The sequence below is a fragment of the Lactiplantibacillus plajomi genome, from assembly GCF_005405405.1.
GTDB lineage: Bacteria > Bacillota > Bacilli > Lactobacillales > Lactobacillaceae > Lactiplantibacillus > Lactiplantibacillus plajomi.
The window spans coordinates 72,591-87,505 of the sequence record NZ_BJDZ01000005.1 but is presented as its reverse complement, the minus strand read 5'-3'; the positions used below and the strand labels follow the sequence as shown (position 1 = coordinate 87,505).

Below are 14,915 nucleotides of genomic sequence, written 5' to 3'. Positions count from 1 at the left end.
CCTTTTTGTGTTAAATATGCTAGTATTAATGAAACTTTAAAGGGATCATTAGGAGGTTACGATGGCAGAACAAGACTTATATAAGGTTCTGGGCGTTGAAAAGGACGCCAGCCAGGATGAAATTAAGAAAGCTTACCGCAAGCTTTCTAAGAAGTACCATCCTGACTTGAACCACGAACCCGGCGCGGAGGACAAGTTTAAGGCTGTCAACGAAGCGTACGAAACGTTAGGTGATCCGCAAAAACGGGCCCAGTATGATCAATTCGGTTCAACCGGTGGCCAACAGGGCTTCGGCGGCGGTGGCGCCGGCGGGTTCGGTCAACAAGGTTTCGGTGGCTTTGGCGGTGGCGGCGGTTTTGACGATATTTTCAGTCAATTTTTCGGTGGCGGCGGTGGTCGCCGGCCGAACCCGTCTGCACCACAACAGGGTCGCGATTTACAATATGAAATGAACTTATCGTTTGAAGATGCGATCTTTGGTAAGAAGACCAACATCACGTATAACCGTGAAGAACAGTGTGAGACGTGTCACGGTTCCGGTGCCAAGCCGGGAACGTCACCAGTGACCTGTTCAAAGTGTCACGGTAGCGGCTACGTCCAAGTCCAAACGAATACGCCGCTTGGTCGCATGATGAGCCAACAAGTCTGTGACGTTTGTCATGGGAGCGGTAAGGAAATTAAGGAAAAGTGTGCGACTTGTGGTGGCTCGGGTCATACTGAACAAAGCCACTCCATCAAGGTTACGGTTCCTGCCGGGGTTGAAGAGGGCCAACAAATGCGCCTGCAAAACCAAGGTGAAGCTGGGGCTAACGGTGGTCCTTATGGGGACTTGTTCATCGTTTTCCGGGTTGAACCTAGCAAGGACTTTGAACGTGACGGCGCGACGATCTACTTCAAGTTACCGATCGACTTCGTGCAAGCCGCGTTGGGTGATGAAGTTGAGGTCAAAACCGTTCACGGTGACGTGAAGTTGAAGATTCCGGCTGGAACTCAGACCGGAACAACCTTCCGGCTCCGTGGCAAGGGTGCGCCCCGTTTACGGGGCAACGGCAACGGTGACGAACGTGTCACGGTTACGATTCAGACGCCGAGCCACTTGAATAAGGGCCAAAAAGAAGCCCTGAAGACCTTCGCGAAGGCCAGTGGTAAGTCAGTTTCCGGTAACGGTAAGAGTTCATTGTTCGACAAGCTCCGCGGTGTCTAAGCGGTCACCACGTCGACGGTAAAATTTAAAGTTAGTGTGAATGACAAAAAGCGCCGGAATCGGGGGCCTAACAGTGCCGGTTCCGGCGCTTTTTGGTTGTAATCAGCCAACTAGACAGAACGTCATTTTGAGGAGAACTCAGAATGGCGTTTTTTGACGGGTTGTAAAGTAAAGACGATTCCTTGACCAGCGTTTATTCACTAACTTTTCACGTCACGACTTTTTGGCCAAACGGTTTCGTTCTGGTGGTTATCGTGAAAAGGCCGGTGCTAGTATTAATCAAGGAGGCGTGGCACGGTAATGTTACAAAACCGTTACAATTATTCAGAGCCGGTAAACGGATGGGTAGCCTTTTTTTATTTTCAAGTGGGAAATGGCAATTGTCGGGGAGAATTGGTAAACTTATCCTTGAACAAAACGCGCGTGGTAGCAACTTAACCACGTGAATTTATAAGCTAGTGGGGAAGTTGAGAAGGTTGAAAGGTAATCAGAAATTAGTGGTAGCGTTGGCGGTGTGCGTGCTAATTGGGGGAACCGGTTTAACGGTTCGGCATTACCGGCACGTGGCTCAAGCCCGGACAGCTCGGGTCGAGCGGCAGCGCATGGCGAAGCGGATTGCTAAGCAAAACGCGTCGATCAGTCGCCAAATTAATCAAAATCAGTATCAGGCCGGCACGTCGGTCAATCAACACCTGACCACGTTATTGAAAGCAAACCATTTCGTGGGTAGTGCGTTGGTCATCAAGAATAACCGAGTCCTTTATCAACGGGGCTTTGGTTATGCCAATAAAGCGCAGGGATTAAAAAATCAGCCACAATCAACTTTTCAAATCCTGTCGATTCAAAAGTCGATTACCGCGGTGGGGATTATGCAATTAGTGGCCCGTGGCAAGGTCAAGTTGAGCGACCCGATTTCGAAATACTATCCTAACCTTAAGGCGGGTGGTGACACGACGATTCGCGACATGTTGGACATGACGACCGGCTTTTGGCTCAATCAGGCCGACTGGTCGAAGCAGCCGTTGTCGGAAGCCAAGACCGTCGCTTACGCGGTTAAGCACGTCACTTACCGTCCCCAAAAGGCGGGTCGCTTCAACTACTCGGCCGTGAACTTTTTACTCTTAGCGGGGGTCATTCGCCAACAAAGTGGCCATTCTTACCGCCACTTTATTGAGACGCAGGTCATTAAGCCGTTGAAATTGACCCACACCGGTTTCGTCGCGGACGGCCTGGGCCCAACGGCAACGCTGGGCTACGCGGATAAGGCCGGCAAGGTGAAACCAACTTACCAACAGCTGGCAAAGGAAACGACTGCGCAAATGCACGGTGAGTTGGGGACCGGCCAGATGTATATGAGCCCCCACGACCTTTACCGTTTTGAGAGTGCCGTGTTAAAGGGAAAACTACTCAAGCCAGCTGACGTGGCAACGTTACACACGCGGACGGCGACCGGCGAATACGGCGGTGGCGTTTACAACATGAGTAACGGCATTCGTTCACACGGCGTCGGCTACGGTTATGAATCGGACATTCACCTGTCACCGGACGGCAAGACGGCGGTTGTTTTACTTAGTAATTACCGCCGGCGTTCCGCCGGGATTCAAATTGCGGCCAATAAGATTTTTAGTGAACTAATGTCAGGAAAACTTTAAAATGGGTGCTATATTTTGGGAGGTGAAGGCATGTTCGCAAAATTGAGGAGCTGGTTCAAACGGCCGGTAGTTCAATTTATTGCGCTAACAGTATTTTACTTTGCTGTCATGCTGGCCTTGGTTTACCTATACGGGTACAGTGGGATCAACCAGGCCAAGTTCATTTACAACGAATTTTAGTAAGTGAACGCTATTCAATTGTTTGGGGGAAATGACTAATGATTAAAAACATCATTGAAACGATCGACCAGTTTGCCAGCACGCAACCGGATAAGGTCGTTTATGACGTTCAGGGTGTACAACATACTTACGGACAACTAAAAGCGTACTCGGACGCCCTCGCGGCGCACCTCGATACGCTTGATATTCCGGCCAAAACGCCGGTGATCGTTTTTGGCGGGCAAACGTTCGAAATGATTGCGACCTTCCTCGGCGTGGTTAAGTCGGGACGGGCGTACATTCCAATTGATACGCACTCACCGAACGAACGGCTGACGATGATCAATGAGATTGCCAAACCGGCGGCGGCCATTGCGGTTGCCGATTTACCCGTCGGTGTTGGCACGACGCCGGTCATCACGCCGGATCAACTGACGGCCATCTTTAACCAACCGGTCGCCTATCGGGCTGATCACGCAGTCAGCGGTGATGACGATTACTACATTATCTTCACGTCGGGGACGACCGGCTTACCAAAGGGGGTCGAAATCAGTCACGATAACTTATTAAGCTATGTGAACTGGATGCAGGGTGCCGACTTTGGGTTGCCAATGCACCCCAACGCGTTATCACAGCCACCGTATTCCTTTGATTTATCGGTGATGGATCTTTACCCGACCTTAACGATGGGTGGGACGCTGTACGCGTTACCAAAAGCGGTGACCGACGACTTCAAGCAATTATTTGCGGCGTTACCGACCTTACCAATTAACGTTTGGGTCTCAACGCCGTCGTTTATGGACATTTGCTTATTAGAACCAAAATTTGACGCTGAGCACTTACCACACTTAACGCACTTCTTATTCTGTGGTGAAGAGTTGACCCACAAGACGGCGGCGACCTTAAAGCAACGCTTCCCACAGGCCCGAATTTTTAACACCTACGGGCCGACGGAAACCTGCGTGGCGGTCACGCAAATTGAGATTACTGACGACGCTTTGACAACTTATGACCGCTTACCGATTGGTTATGCCAAGGCGGACACCCGCATGTTAGTCGTTGACGAAAATGGCCAGCCGGTTGCCAACGGGACCGAGGGTGAACTGATTATTTCGGGCCCCAGCGTGTCGAAGGGGTACTTGCATAATCCGGACAAGACGGCAAAGGCCTTCTTTGAACTGGATGGCCAACCGGCTTACCACTCCGGGGATATTGGGACGATGGACGACGACGGCTTATTCCGCTACCGCGGCCGGGTCGATTTCCAAATTAAAATGCACGGTTACCGGATCGAACTAGAAGAAGTCGACCACTTCTTGAGTCAGCAACGGTATATTGAGCAGGCCGTTGCGGTACCAAAATATAATAAAGAGCATAAAGTAACTCAAATGATTGCTTACGTGGTACCAAAACAAAATGACTTTGAGAGTGACTTTGCGTTGACCACGGCAATCAAGAAGGACCTGCAGGGCATGATGATGGAATACATGATTCCCCAACGGTTCGTCTATCAAGAAAGCTTGCCATTGACGCCGAACGGTAAGATCGATGTCAAGTCAATTATTAAAGAGGTTAACCCGGTATGATGTCTTTTGATCCTTATGGTAACCCGACGTACTTCATTCTGCTCTTGATTGCGTTGTTACCGTTAATGATCGGTTTGCTGTACGGGCGCCGGTCGCACGTCTACGAATCGATTATCTCATTTGTTTTCTTGCTGTTAACGTTTGGTGGCGTCAAGTGGCATACGGGAATCGCGTTGATTGGCTACCTGATTTACGAAATCCTGTTGGTTTGGCTGTATTCTAAGTACCGCCAACGGGACGATTCGCCGAATAAGGGCTGGATCTTCGTGGTTAGTGTTATCTTAGCAATTGCGCCGTTAGCGGTAGTTAAGATTACGCCAGCGGTCAGCCACGGGGCCAGTTCAATCATCGGGTTCCTCGGAATTTCCTACTTAACCTTCAAGGTCGTTCAGACGATCATGGAGACCCGTGACGGGGTCATTAAGGAATTCCACCCGGTTCTGTTCGGTCAGTTTCTACTATTCTTCCCGACGATTTCGTCGGGGCCAATCGACCGTTACCGGCGGTTTGTTAAGGACTACGACAGCGTGCCGACGCGCGCTAAGTATTTGGACTTAATGGAAAAGGGGATTCGCTACATTTTCCTCGGGTTCTTTTACAAGTTCATTTTGGCCTACATTTTCGGGACGCGGATGTTACCAGTTGTGGAACACGCCGCACTGCAAGCTCACGGGGTTTCGTGGGCGTTGCTCGGGGTCATGTACGTTTATAGTATGGACCTGTTCTTTGACTTTGCCGGTTACAGTTTGTTCGCCGTGGGGGTCAGTTACCTGATGGGGGTTGAAACCCCGATGAACTTCAACCAGCCGTTTAAATCGAAGAACATTAAGGATTTCTGGAATCGTTGGCACATGACGCTGTCCTTCTGGTTCCGTGATTTCATTTACATGCGGCTGGTCTTCTTCTTCATGAAGCACAAGGTGTTCAAGAGCCGCATCACGACGGCCAACGTCTGTTACGTGATCAACATGCTGATCATGGGGTTCTGGCACGGCGAAACGTGGTACTACATCGTTTACGGGTTGTTCCACGGGTTCGCCATGGTCATCAACGATGCCTGGTTACGGTATAAGAAACGCCATAAGCAGCAGTTACCGTCGAACAAGTTCACGGAATACTTTGCCATTTTCCTGACTTTCAACGTGGTCTGCTTTAGTTTCTTGATCTTCTCAGGGTTCTTAGACACGCTGTGGTTCCATAATTAATCATAAATAAGGGAGTAATTAACGATGGATGATACGAAAGCAACGGTTTTATCAATTTTACAAGATTTAACGGGTGAAGACGTCTCCGCAAATATGGACGCCAACTTATTTGATGAAGGGTTGATGGACTCAATGGGTTCCGTTCAACTGCTGTTAGAATTACAAAATCAACTCGGTATTGAAGTACCGGTCTCCGAATTCGAACGGTCAGAATGGGAGACGCCGGCTAAAATCGTCGCTAAGGTTGAGAGCATGCAATGAACGTTTCCAAACGCCTTTTTAAGATTTTTGGCCCAATTATTGTGGCGGCAATCTTATTACTGACCGTTCTGCTGACACCATTTTCATTCGGTTTGAACCACGTTTCGAAAGATACTGAGCAAAAAGCGGCCGTATCGTTATCGGCGAACGTCCTCAAAGGGCGCCAAATTAAGCGCCAGGCGTTAGACGATGGCTACGTCCCGTTCTTTGGTTCCTCCGAATGGTCGCGATTTGATTCGATGCATCCCTCGGTGCTAGCGCAGAAGTATCACCGTGACTACCAGCCCTTCTTGCTGGGGGCACGGGGGACCCAGTCGCTGACCCAGTACTTCGTGATGCAATCGGTCCAAAAGCAGTTGACTAACAAGAAAGCCGTTTTTGTCATTTCACCACAATGGTTCGTGCCAAAGGGAACCCGTAAGGACGCCTTTTCGTACTACTACTCACCGTTACAGACGACTGACTGGTTACAGTCCGGCCATAATACGGCGATGGACCGCTACGCGGCAAAGCGGTTATTGCAGATGCCGTCGGGTTCGTCGGACAAGACGCTGGCCGACGCGTTGGCTAGGGTTGCGGCCGGGTTTAAGCCGACTGACGCGCAGATGACTTATATGAAATATAAGGCGCAGGTGTTGAGCAGTGAAGACGAGTTCTTCTCTCGAATCGGGATTTCACAAAAGAACTTGGACAAGGTCGATTGGTAGGCGAACCGCCTTCCGGACACTTACAACGCCAACCAATTAGATCAGTTAGCGGGTAAGATCGGTAAAGCTGAAACGACCAGCAACAGTTTACAAATTAGTAATCAGTTTTGGAACACCCAGTTAAAGCGGAATTACAAGCGCTTGAAAGGGTCGCAACAACGTTTGAATTACACGAAGTCGCCAGAATTTGCCGATTTTCAGCTAGTCCTGAATCAGTTTGCAAATAATCACACCGACGTCCTGTTTATCATTCCACCAATTAACCAGCGGTGGGCTGACTATACCGGCTTATCGATGAAGATGATCGCCCAGTTTGATAAGAAGATTCGTTACCAGTTAACGAGTCAGGGCTTCAACAACATCGTTGATCTGACCAAGGATGGCAGTGAAGACTACTTCGTGACCGATACGATTCATTTAGGTTGGCGCGGTTGGTTAGCCGTTGATCAACGAGTCGATCCGTTCTTAAGTAAAAAGACGACGACTAAGCCAAATTATCACATCAACGATGCGTTTTATTCGAATCGTTGGCAACGGTTGGATCCAAAAGATTTAGCCGCGTTTGAAAATCAATGAGTTTTTACAAAAGGAAGTTCCCGCGGGAGCTTCCTTTTTTGTCGGCCGAATGCCGTTCAAAAATTGAGATTAACCGCCATAGTTGGTATAATTGAAAAGATTAGGAACAAGGAAGAAAGTAGGAAAATTAATGGATAAAGCGACAATGCAGGATCGACAAAAGCATATCCGGAATTTCTCAATCGTCGCCCATATTGATCATGGTAAATCAACATTGGCCGACCGTATTTTGGAATTAACGGATACCATTTCCAAACGTGAAATGCAAGATCAGGTACTGGACTCGATGGATTTGGAACGTGAACGGGGGATTACGATCAAGTTGAACGCGGTAGAATTGCACTACCACGCTAAAGACGGTGAAACGTACATTTTTCACCTGATCGATACGCCCGGACACGTCGACTTCACGTACGAAGTTTCCCGGAGCCTGGCTGCCTGCGAAGGGGCGGTTCTGGTCGTGGACGCAGCGCAGGGGGTCGAAGCCCAGACACTGGCCAACGTGTACTTGGCAATTGACGATGACCTAGAAATCGTGCCGGTCATTAACAAGATCGACTTGCCGTCCGCCGAACCCGAAAAGGTCCGTCAAGAAATTGAGGATGACATTGGGATCGACGCCGAGGATGCCGTTTTGGCCTCGGCAAAAGCGGGCATCGGGATTGAAGAATTACTTGAACAGATCGTTCAAAAAGTACCCGCACCGCAGGGAGACTTGGACGCACCGCTGAAGGCACTGGTCTTTGATTCGGTTTACGATGATTACCGCGGCGTTGTCCTGAGCGTTCGGATTCACGAAGGAATCGTTCGCCTCGGGGACAAGATTCGCTTGATGAATAGCGGTAGTGAGTACGAAGTGACCGAAGTCGGGGTCAACTCACCCAAACCGTTGCCACGGGACTACTTAATGGCCGGCGACGTTGGTTACATTACCGCCAGCATCAAGGACATTCAGGATACCCGGGTCGGGGATACCGTCACTAACGCGGCCCGACCGGCCGAAAAGCCGTTGGCGGGCTACCGGGAAATGAACCCGATGGTCTACGCCGGGATTTACCCGACCGACAATGCCAAGTTTACTGACTTACGTGAAGCCTTGGAAAAGTTGAAGTTAAACGACGCGGCCTTAGAATTTGAAGCTGAATCGTCACAGGCCTTGGGCTTTGGGTTCCGCTGTGGTTTCTTGGGACTGTTACACATGGACGTGGTCCAGGAACGCTTGGAACGTGAGTTCAACCTAGATTTGATTACGACTGCGCCGTCGGTAACTTACCACGTTATGATGACGGATGGGACTGAAAAAGACGTCGAAAACCCGGCCGAAATGCCGGAAGCGTCCGCCATTAAGGAAATCCGCGAACCTTACGTTAAGGCTCAAATCATGGTCCCTAACGATTATGTCGGTGCCGTGATGGAGTTAGCCCAACGTAAACGGGGCGAGTTCGATACGATGGAATATCTAGATAGTAACCGGGTCAACGTGGTTTACTATATTCCGTTGTCAGAAATCATCTTTGATTTCTTCGACAAGTTGAAGTCCAACACGCGCGGTTATGCCTCGTTGGACTACGACATCGATGGTTACCGGGCCAGTGACTTGGTCAAGATCGACATCTTGTTGAATGGCGACCAGGTCGACGCCCTGAGTTTCATTGCCCACCGCGACTTTGCCGCTGCGCGTGGTCGTGAAATCGCCTCGAAGTTGAAGACGATTATTCCGCGCCAAAACTTTGAAATCCCGGTGCAAGCCACGATCGGTTCCAAGGTAATTGCCCGGACCAACATCAAGGCTTACCGTAAGGACGTGACGGCCCACTTATACGGTGGTGACCGCACCCGCCGGATGAAGTTACTTGAGAAGCAAAAGGCCGGTAAGAAACGGATGAAGGCCGTGGGACGGGTTGAAATCCCGCAGGAGGCCTTCATGGCAGTTTTGAAGACCGACGAAGAAGAAAAGCCGAATTAATAACATGGATTATGCTGGAAGGGCGCTACTTAGGTGGCGCTCTTTTCGTTCGTCAGTAAAAAAGCGCCCATTAACACCAATCGGTGCAAATGAACGCAAAATAATCTTTTGTTACGGTTCCAGACCATGTTCTAGACGGTACTGGGTCTGCTTTTCACCAAAAGTTTTCATATCGTCGGGAGTATTTTGAAGTGCTTTTAGCTTCGACATACCTTCGTGCTGCATTTTATAAAGGGCGGGAGATACGCCGTATTTATTTACAAAGCCGGTTAGCGTATGCTCATTCATCGAAATTGACGATCCTTTGGACTGGTTGTTACTTGAACTTTGATTAGTTGTTGCAACTGAACTTGAAACCGAACTTGCAGCGGATGAGTTTGTTGGTGCCTTCGCGGGCGTGTTGGATTGAACTGTTGCAGTTGACCTGGTACTGGATTGTTGATTGGACATTTTAGCCTTAGCCACACTAATCGCATTAGCCCGACTAATGGCGATTTTTTTTGAACTGGCCCGACGACTGGCTTTGGCAGCTTTGATGGATGCCGCTTTAGCTTTGCTCTTGGACTTTGAGTTAGCAATTGTTCGACTTTTAGTCACTCGTTGACTGCTTTTTAGTGAACTACTTTTAATGTTTGCCCCCGTTTTTCCACTGCCACAACCAGTTAGCGCGAGACTAAGCAGAAGTGCACTACTAATAATTAGTGATTTCTTCAAGATATGTTCCTCCAAATAACGATTTTTAACGACTATATTGATTATAGTCTTATGTTGAAATAAATATACATATTGATTGACGGCAATCATAAATAACCATTAAACTATAATGTGCATTTGATTTGACTTATTGACCAACTTCCGGCAAACTAGACTTATTCTTAAGACTAGGAGGGATTTTCAATGTCGATTGATCAAAAACTCGATGGCACTAAGGACAAAGTTGGCGGTAAGGTCAAGGAGGTCGAAGGTCGCGTGACCGGGGACCACAAGAAGCAGGCTGAGGGGCAAACGGAACAAGTCGTGGGGCACCTCAAGGGGAAATTAGCGGATGCTAAGGAAAAAGCGCAGGGTGTGGTGGACGAAGCCAAATCCCAAATTGAAGAACTAAAAACTAAAAAAGAGTAACAAAAAATCGCAACCGGTTGCCTGTTAAGGCAATTGGTTGCGACTTTTTGATTTTAACGGTTACGCCAGGGGAGCCACGGGCGGAGTCCCCGCATGACCCAGTAAAAGGCTTGACTGGCAATCAGCGTGATACCGACCATCCAGAAGAAGCTGGTCAGCGAGCCGACGTGTAAACTGATGATGTTTTGTAAGATAAACGATCCGCCGAAGAAGGCGATAATTGAAGAACCGAGCAACAACGTTCGAAAGGCGTTGAACGGATAGCAGGCCTTCGCCAGCGCGTAAATCGTCACCCAACCGGTGTAGAAGAACATCAGCGTGCGGGCTTGTCCCAGCGGCATGCCGGTCCATTTGGCGACGGCGTACATGATTCCGAGCCCGACCGTGATCATAATGGCAAAGCTAATCGCGCGTTTTAACGCCCAAATGATCGAGCGGTTGCCGAGTTTCTCGTTGTTAACTTCAAACTGCAGGAAGAAGGTCGGGTAACCTTCGACCAACCCGTCGATCATCGAAATTTGGATTGGTAGGAACGGGAACGGTAAGTTTAGTAGTAGGCAGATCACCGATAAGGCAATCGAGTACAGACACTTCACGAAGAAAATACTGCCGACGCGGGTCAGGTTGTTGATCACCCGCCGGCCTTCCTTGATAATGTGGGGTAAGACCTTAAAGTTTGAATCTAATAAAACGACCTGCGCCACGTGTTTAGCCGCAGAACTACCACTATTCATCGCGATACTGCCAGAAGCTTCCTTGAGCGCTAACACGTCGTTAACGCCGTCACCAACCATCGTGACGTAGTGCCCCTCGGCTTGCATGGCTTGAATTAATCGCTTCTTTTGTGACGGGGTCGCCCGACCAAAAATGGCGTACTTGGTGGCGACCGCTTCTAGTTCGGCGGTGGTGGTGATTTGTGACATGTCGACGTAGTCCGCGTACTGTTGGATGCCAGCTTTCTTGGCAATCTGTGAGACGGCAATCGGGTTATCACCGGAAATGATTTTCACGGCGATAGCTTGTTCGTCGAAGTAGGCGAAAGTCTTGGCAACGTCGTCACGGATAATGTCTTCCAAAATGACCGCAACGAGGATGCGAACGTCCGGTAGCTGGTTGTTCGCGGGCGTTGCCGGCGTGTAAGCCATACAGAGCACCCGTTTACCAGCTTGTTCGGCGGTGGTGACCGCGGCCGGTAAGCGGTCGAGTTGGTGTTTGACTAAGACTTCGGGTGCACCAAAGACTAGGGTGCCGTGGTCGGCAAACGAGACCGAACTCCACTTCCGTTCGGAAGAAAACGGCGTCATGGCCACTGGCGTCAGTGCCGGGTCGCTCGCCGCACCGTAATATTGTTGCAGGGCGTTAAAGGTCGCGTTGTTATCTTCAGTAGCGGCTAAAAACGCCTGAATCCCAGTCTTTAATTCGAATGGTAAGTTGTGGTCGTCGACGGTCGTGGCGGACTGCACCGAAATTTTACCCTCGGTGATTGTCCCGGTTTTATCCAAGCAAATGATGTCGGTTCGCGCGAGGTTTTCCAACGAATAGAGGTTTTGTACCAGAACTTTGCGTTGTGAGAGCAACACCTGGCCGGAAATAAACGACACGCTGATCAGTAACTGCATGCCCATCGGCAAAATGCCGAGCAGGGCGGTGGCGGTACTGACGACCGTGTACGTCGTCGTTTGGTCGCGCAGGAACAGGGCTTCCAAAATTAACAGGATGCCAATCGGAAAAACGAGGTAACTGGTTAAACGGACGATTTTTTTCATCGTCCGCATGACCTTGGAGGCGACCCCCTTGGTCTTTTGAGCCGCGATTGAAATACCGGCGGCGAAGCTTTCCTTACCGACCTTGGTGGCCTGAGTCAGCGCTTTGCCACTGACAACGAAACTACCGGACAGCAGTTGGTCACCAGGGTGCTTAACGATCGCGTCGGCTTCACCAGTCAGCAACGACTCGTCGACTTCAACGGTGCCATCCAGGACGGTCGCGTCGGCAATAATTTGATTACCGGCGGTTAACTGGATGAGGTCGTCGCGCACAACGTCGGTAAATTGAATATCTTGGTAATGGCCGTCTCTTAAGACGACGGTCGTCTTGTTCGATAAAATTGACAGTTCGTCGATCAACTTTTTAGCGTGTAGTTCCTGGTGGATATCAATCACCAAATTGATGGTAATAATCACTAGGTAAAGCAGGTTGGTATAGGCGTGAACGCCGATCAGACCGATGGCAACCACGATGTAAAAGAGGTTGATCCAACTAAATAAATTACGCTTAACGATGGCCGCGGCGGTCGGCGTGTCCGGACTATTGTACCGGTTGACCTGGCCGGCCTGAACACGTTGCTCGACTTCCGCGGTGGTCAGCCCGGTTCGCTTTGACGGTGACGGCTGGACGTTAGTTTCCAATTTGACTTCACCTCCAAGTTCGTCGTTTGTGGGACTTATTGGAATTTAACGAGTAGTCGCGACGTCCGGTAGCCGAGGACGGTCAATAGTCGGCCTAACTTGGTCGGCAAGTAGGTCCAGGCGCTAACGGAATGAAGCCGTAGCCGCCAATAAAGTCGCCGGTCCAAGCGTTTGACGTATTGCCACATGTCGTGACGTTTATCGAGGGCTTCCTTAGTGCCCATCAGTAGGAGGTGGACGGAAGAAACCGCCAGCATCACTGACACGCTACGAACGAGGTAGGTCCGGAGTTTCGGCGAAATGTCATAGTCGTGTTGGGTGCAGTCCGCCACCAGTTTAGTGACCCGGATTTGTTGATCGATCCGGCTGATCATCACGTCTTCGCTAATTGACTGGTCCGCCCGCCCAATAAAGTAACGGTAGAGGTCGACGTCCAAATAGCAAATTTTATGCACGAGTGGTAGCGGCTTAGCGGCGAATAAATTGTCCACGTAGAAGGTGTGTTCTGGTAATTCGACGCCACTGCGACGCAGCAAGGCCGTTTTGAAAATTAACGAGTGCATGATTAAGTACTGGGTGACCCCAAAGCGCTTGGTGTCGTCCCAGCTGCAAATTTGGTCGTTCGGGAAAACGTGGCGGTAGTTGACCACGAAACTTTTATGTTGGTAGAAGTTTTCGTAAACGTAATTACAAACTAACATGTCAACGTTTTGACCGTTATTGTCCCAGCTTTCGAGGTGGTTAAGGACGGCGCTTAAGGCCGCTTCGTCCAACCAGTCGTCGGAATCCACGACTTTGAAATATTTACCGCTGGCGTGGGCCAACCCGTTATTAACGGCGCCCCCGTGACCAGCGTTCTTTTGATGAATGGCTTTAACAATGTTCGGATACTTGGCCGCATAATCGTCCGCAATCGCCGCCGTCTTATCGGTGGAACCGTCGTCAACGATTAAAATTTCGACCTTGTCGCCACCCTTTAAGAGCGAGTCCACGCAGCGCTGCAGGTAGTCCTCAGAGTTGTAGCTCGGAATGGCAAACGTTAGGTACTTCATGGCAAATGTCCTCTCAATCTATTATCAATAAGTTAACTTGTTGGACCGTGTTTGGTTCAACGTCTGGTTAATACACTTACTATTATATATGAAATTACGTATCAATATGATTAAACAATGGTAAATCTTAACCTGCGGACAAAAAAACATCCCGGAGTAACCTCCGGGACGCGCATTAGTAATGGATTAGCCCCAAACGTTCTCCATGTGGGGTAATTGTAAAATTTCATCGGCTTGTGGGTCGGTAACCCCTTTGGTTTGTAAGTGCCAGCCCGCTTTGTCCTTAGTTGCAACGACTTTCTGACGTTTACCGGCTGAATTTTTGTAAAAGCAGTTTTCGTGGTCAGCACCGATTTCGCGGGCTAAGACCTGGTTGGACGTGATGTAGCCATCGTTGGTTTGAAACTTTTCAATCTGGTCGACACTCGTCAACGCTTCGTGACCGCGACGGTATATTTTTTCAATTAATATCATGATATAATTCCCCCAAATGTTTAATCCTAACAATGTGTCGTCATTTTATCATAATTGCGACTAATATGGGCCGAATTACACGAATGTTTCACATTTACCAGCAGTTTCTTGCGTGAACCGCGGTAAATTGATACAATAAGTGTTTAAAATCTGTTATAATATTTTTCAGATATCAATAAAACGTTCGTTTTGAATAAATTAATCATTTAATCAAATTCACGTTGTGAAGGAGAGATCACCGACATGTTAAAACGCACGAAACAGTTTCTGCGATCGCAGCATTATGAATACGATAAGAGATATATCCGACCGCTGATGGTTCCAGACAGCGTTTACGTGTTGAAATTCGGTAAGGACCATCGAAATAATCGCGTGGTCGTGAAGTATAGTCATACTTGGACAGGTCGCGTCAAAATTAATGAGATCGCCGTGCGATTGCATAAGCAGAAGCACCCACGAATTTTTAAGCACGAAGCGGATATGGTCAAGTATTTAAATAAACATTTGCCTAAACATGAGGACGATTAGGACGGTTGCTTTTGC

13 protein-coding genes and 1 pseudogene are annotated in these 14,915 nt (G+C 49.1%); 10 read left to right on the top strand and 4 right to left on the bottom strand.

Features of this window, described 5'->3' with window-relative positions; genetic code table 11:
• Positions 1 to 61 precede the first annotated feature (61 nt).
• From dnaJ to lepA, 8 genes and pseudogenes are all read left to right on the top strand, one after another.
• Positions 62 to 1,204 carry a molecular chaperone DnaJ gene (gene dnaJ, locus FFM82_RS02975; protein ID WP_137644386.1) on the top strand — a complete coding sequence of 381 codons (1,143 nt, stop codon included), beginning with the start codon at positions 62 to 64 and terminating at the stop codon, positions 1,202 to 1,204.
• Between the two features lie 476 nt (positions 1,205 to 1,680).
• Entirely contained in the window at positions 1,681 to 2,856 is a 1,176-nt protein-coding gene (locus FFM82_RS02970) for a serine hydrolase domain-containing protein (protein WP_137644385.1), read from the top strand.
• A 30-nt stretch (positions 2,857 to 2,886) separates the two neighbouring features.
• Positions 2,887 to 3,036, top strand: coding sequence for a teichoic acid D-Ala incorporation-associated protein DltX (locus tag FFM82_RS02965; RefSeq protein ID WP_137644384.1), 150 nt, complete (start codon positions 2,887 to 2,889; stop codon positions 3,034 to 3,036).
• A 38-nt stretch (positions 3,037 to 3,074) separates the two neighbouring features.
• Positions 3,075 to 4,601, top strand: a complete 1,527-nt coding sequence (dltA, locus tag FFM82_RS02960; RefSeq protein ID WP_137644383.1) for a D-alanine--poly(phosphoribitol) ligase subunit DltA — start codon at positions 3,075 to 3,077, stop codon at positions 4,599 to 4,601.
• Positions 4,598 to 5,806 (top strand): D-alanyl-lipoteichoic acid biosynthesis protein DltB, encoded by a 1,209-nt coding sequence (gene dltB, locus FFM82_RS02955; protein WP_137644382.1) that lies wholly within the window; start codon positions 4,598 to 4,600, stop codon positions 5,804 to 5,806. Before dltA ends, dltB begins: the two co-directional genes overlap by 4 nt.
• A 24-nt stretch (positions 5,807 to 5,830) precedes the next feature.
• Positions 5,831 to 6,067 (top strand): D-alanine--poly(phosphoribitol) ligase subunit DltC, encoded by a 237-nt coding sequence (dltC, locus tag FFM82_RS02950; RefSeq protein ID WP_137644381.1) that lies wholly within the window; start codon positions 5,831 to 5,833, stop codon positions 6,065 to 6,067.
• A pseudogene (dltD, locus tag FFM82_RS02945) lies at positions 6,064 to 7,350 on the top strand (D-alanyl-lipoteichoic acid biosynthesis protein DltD). Before dltC ends, dltD begins: the two are co-directional and overlap by 4 nt.
• A 130-nt stretch (positions 7,351 to 7,480) precedes the next feature.
• Positions 7,481 to 9,316 (top strand): translation elongation factor 4, encoded by a 1,836-nt coding sequence (gene lepA, locus FFM82_RS02940; protein ID WP_137644380.1) that lies wholly within the window; start codon positions 7,481 to 7,483, stop codon positions 9,314 to 9,316.
• 111 nt (positions 9,317 to 9,427) lie between these two features.
• Here the strand turns inward: lepA and FFM82_RS02935 are convergent, their stop codons facing one another.
• Entirely contained in the window at positions 9,428 to 10,030 is a 603-nt protein-coding gene (locus FFM82_RS02935; protein WP_137644379.1) for a hypothetical protein, read from the bottom strand.
• Between the two features lie 183 nt (positions 10,031 to 10,213).
• On the opposite strand from FFM82_RS02935, the gene FFM82_RS02930 reads away from it, so the two are divergent.
• Positions 10,214 to 10,438: a CsbD family protein gene (locus FFM82_RS02930; RefSeq protein WP_137644378.1), complete on the top strand. Its 225-nt coding sequence runs from the start codon at positions 10,214 to 10,216 to the stop codon at positions 10,436 to 10,438.
• A gap of 53 nt (positions 10,439 to 10,491) precedes the next feature.
• On the opposite strand, the gene FFM82_RS02925 is transcribed toward FFM82_RS02930, so the two are convergent.
• From FFM82_RS02925 to FFM82_RS02915, 3 genes are all read right to left on the bottom strand, one after another.
• A complete protein-coding gene (locus FFM82_RS02925) occupies positions 10,492 to 12,846 on the bottom strand; it encodes an HAD-IC family P-type ATPase (protein ID WP_170178188.1) in 2,355 nt (784 codons plus the stop codon).
• Between the two features lie 35 nt (positions 12,847 to 12,881).
• Positions 12,882 to 13,898: a glycosyltransferase family 2 protein gene (locus FFM82_RS02920; RefSeq protein ID WP_137644376.1), complete on the bottom strand. Its 1,017-nt coding sequence runs from the start codon at positions 13,896 to 13,898 to the stop codon at positions 12,882 to 12,884.
• Between the two features lie 186 nt (positions 13,899 to 14,084).
• Positions 14,085 to 14,372 (bottom strand): hypothetical protein, encoded by a 288-nt coding sequence (locus tag FFM82_RS02915; protein ID WP_137644375.1) that lies wholly within the window; start codon positions 14,370 to 14,372, stop codon positions 14,085 to 14,087.
• Between the two features lie 243 nt (positions 14,373 to 14,615).
• On the opposite strand from FFM82_RS02915, the gene FFM82_RS13665 reads away from it, so the two are divergent.
• Positions 14,616 to 14,900 (top strand): hypothetical protein, encoded by a 285-nt coding sequence (locus FFM82_RS13665; RefSeq protein WP_137644374.1) that lies wholly within the window; start codon positions 14,616 to 14,618, stop codon positions 14,898 to 14,900.
• Positions 14,901 to 14,915: the final 15 nt, after the last annotated feature.

Excerpts from the sequence above, each read along its gene's own strand:
- dnaJ (WP_137644386.1), top strand. The coding sequence starts at position 62 with ATGGCAGAACAAGACTTATATAAGGTTCTGGGCGTTGAAAAGGACGCC.
- FFM82_RS02965 (WP_137644384.1), top strand. The coding sequence starts at position 2,887 with ATGTTCGCAAAATTGAGGAGCTGGTTCAAACGGCCGGTAGTTCAATTT.
- dltA (WP_137644383.1), top strand. The coding sequence starts at position 3,075 with ATGATTAAAAACATCATTGAAACGATCGACCAGTTTGCCAGCACGCAA.
- dltB (WP_137644382.1), top strand. The coding sequence starts at position 4,598 with ATGATGTCTTTTGATCCTTATGGTAACCCGACGTACTTCATTCTGCTC.
- dltC (WP_137644381.1), top strand. The coding sequence starts at position 5,831 with ATGGATGATACGAAAGCAACGGTTTTATCAATTTTACAAGATTTAACG.
- lepA (WP_137644380.1), top strand. The coding sequence starts at position 7,481 with ATGGATAAAGCGACAATGCAGGATCGACAAAAGCATATCCGGAATTTC.
- FFM82_RS02930 (WP_137644378.1), top strand. The coding sequence starts at position 10,214 with ATGTCGATTGATCAAAAACTCGATGGCACTAAGGACAAAGTTGGCGGT.
- FFM82_RS02920 (WP_137644376.1), bottom strand. The coding sequence starts at position 13,898 with ATGAAGTACCTAACGTTTGCCATTCCGAGCTACAACTCTGAGGACTAC.
- FFM82_RS02915 (WP_137644375.1), bottom strand. The coding sequence starts at position 14,372 with ATGATATTAATTGAAAAAATATACCGTCGCGGTCACGAAGCGTTGACG.
- FFM82_RS13665 (WP_137644374.1), top strand. The coding sequence starts at position 14,616 with ATGTTAAAACGCACGAAACAGTTTCTGCGATCGCAGCATTATGAATAC.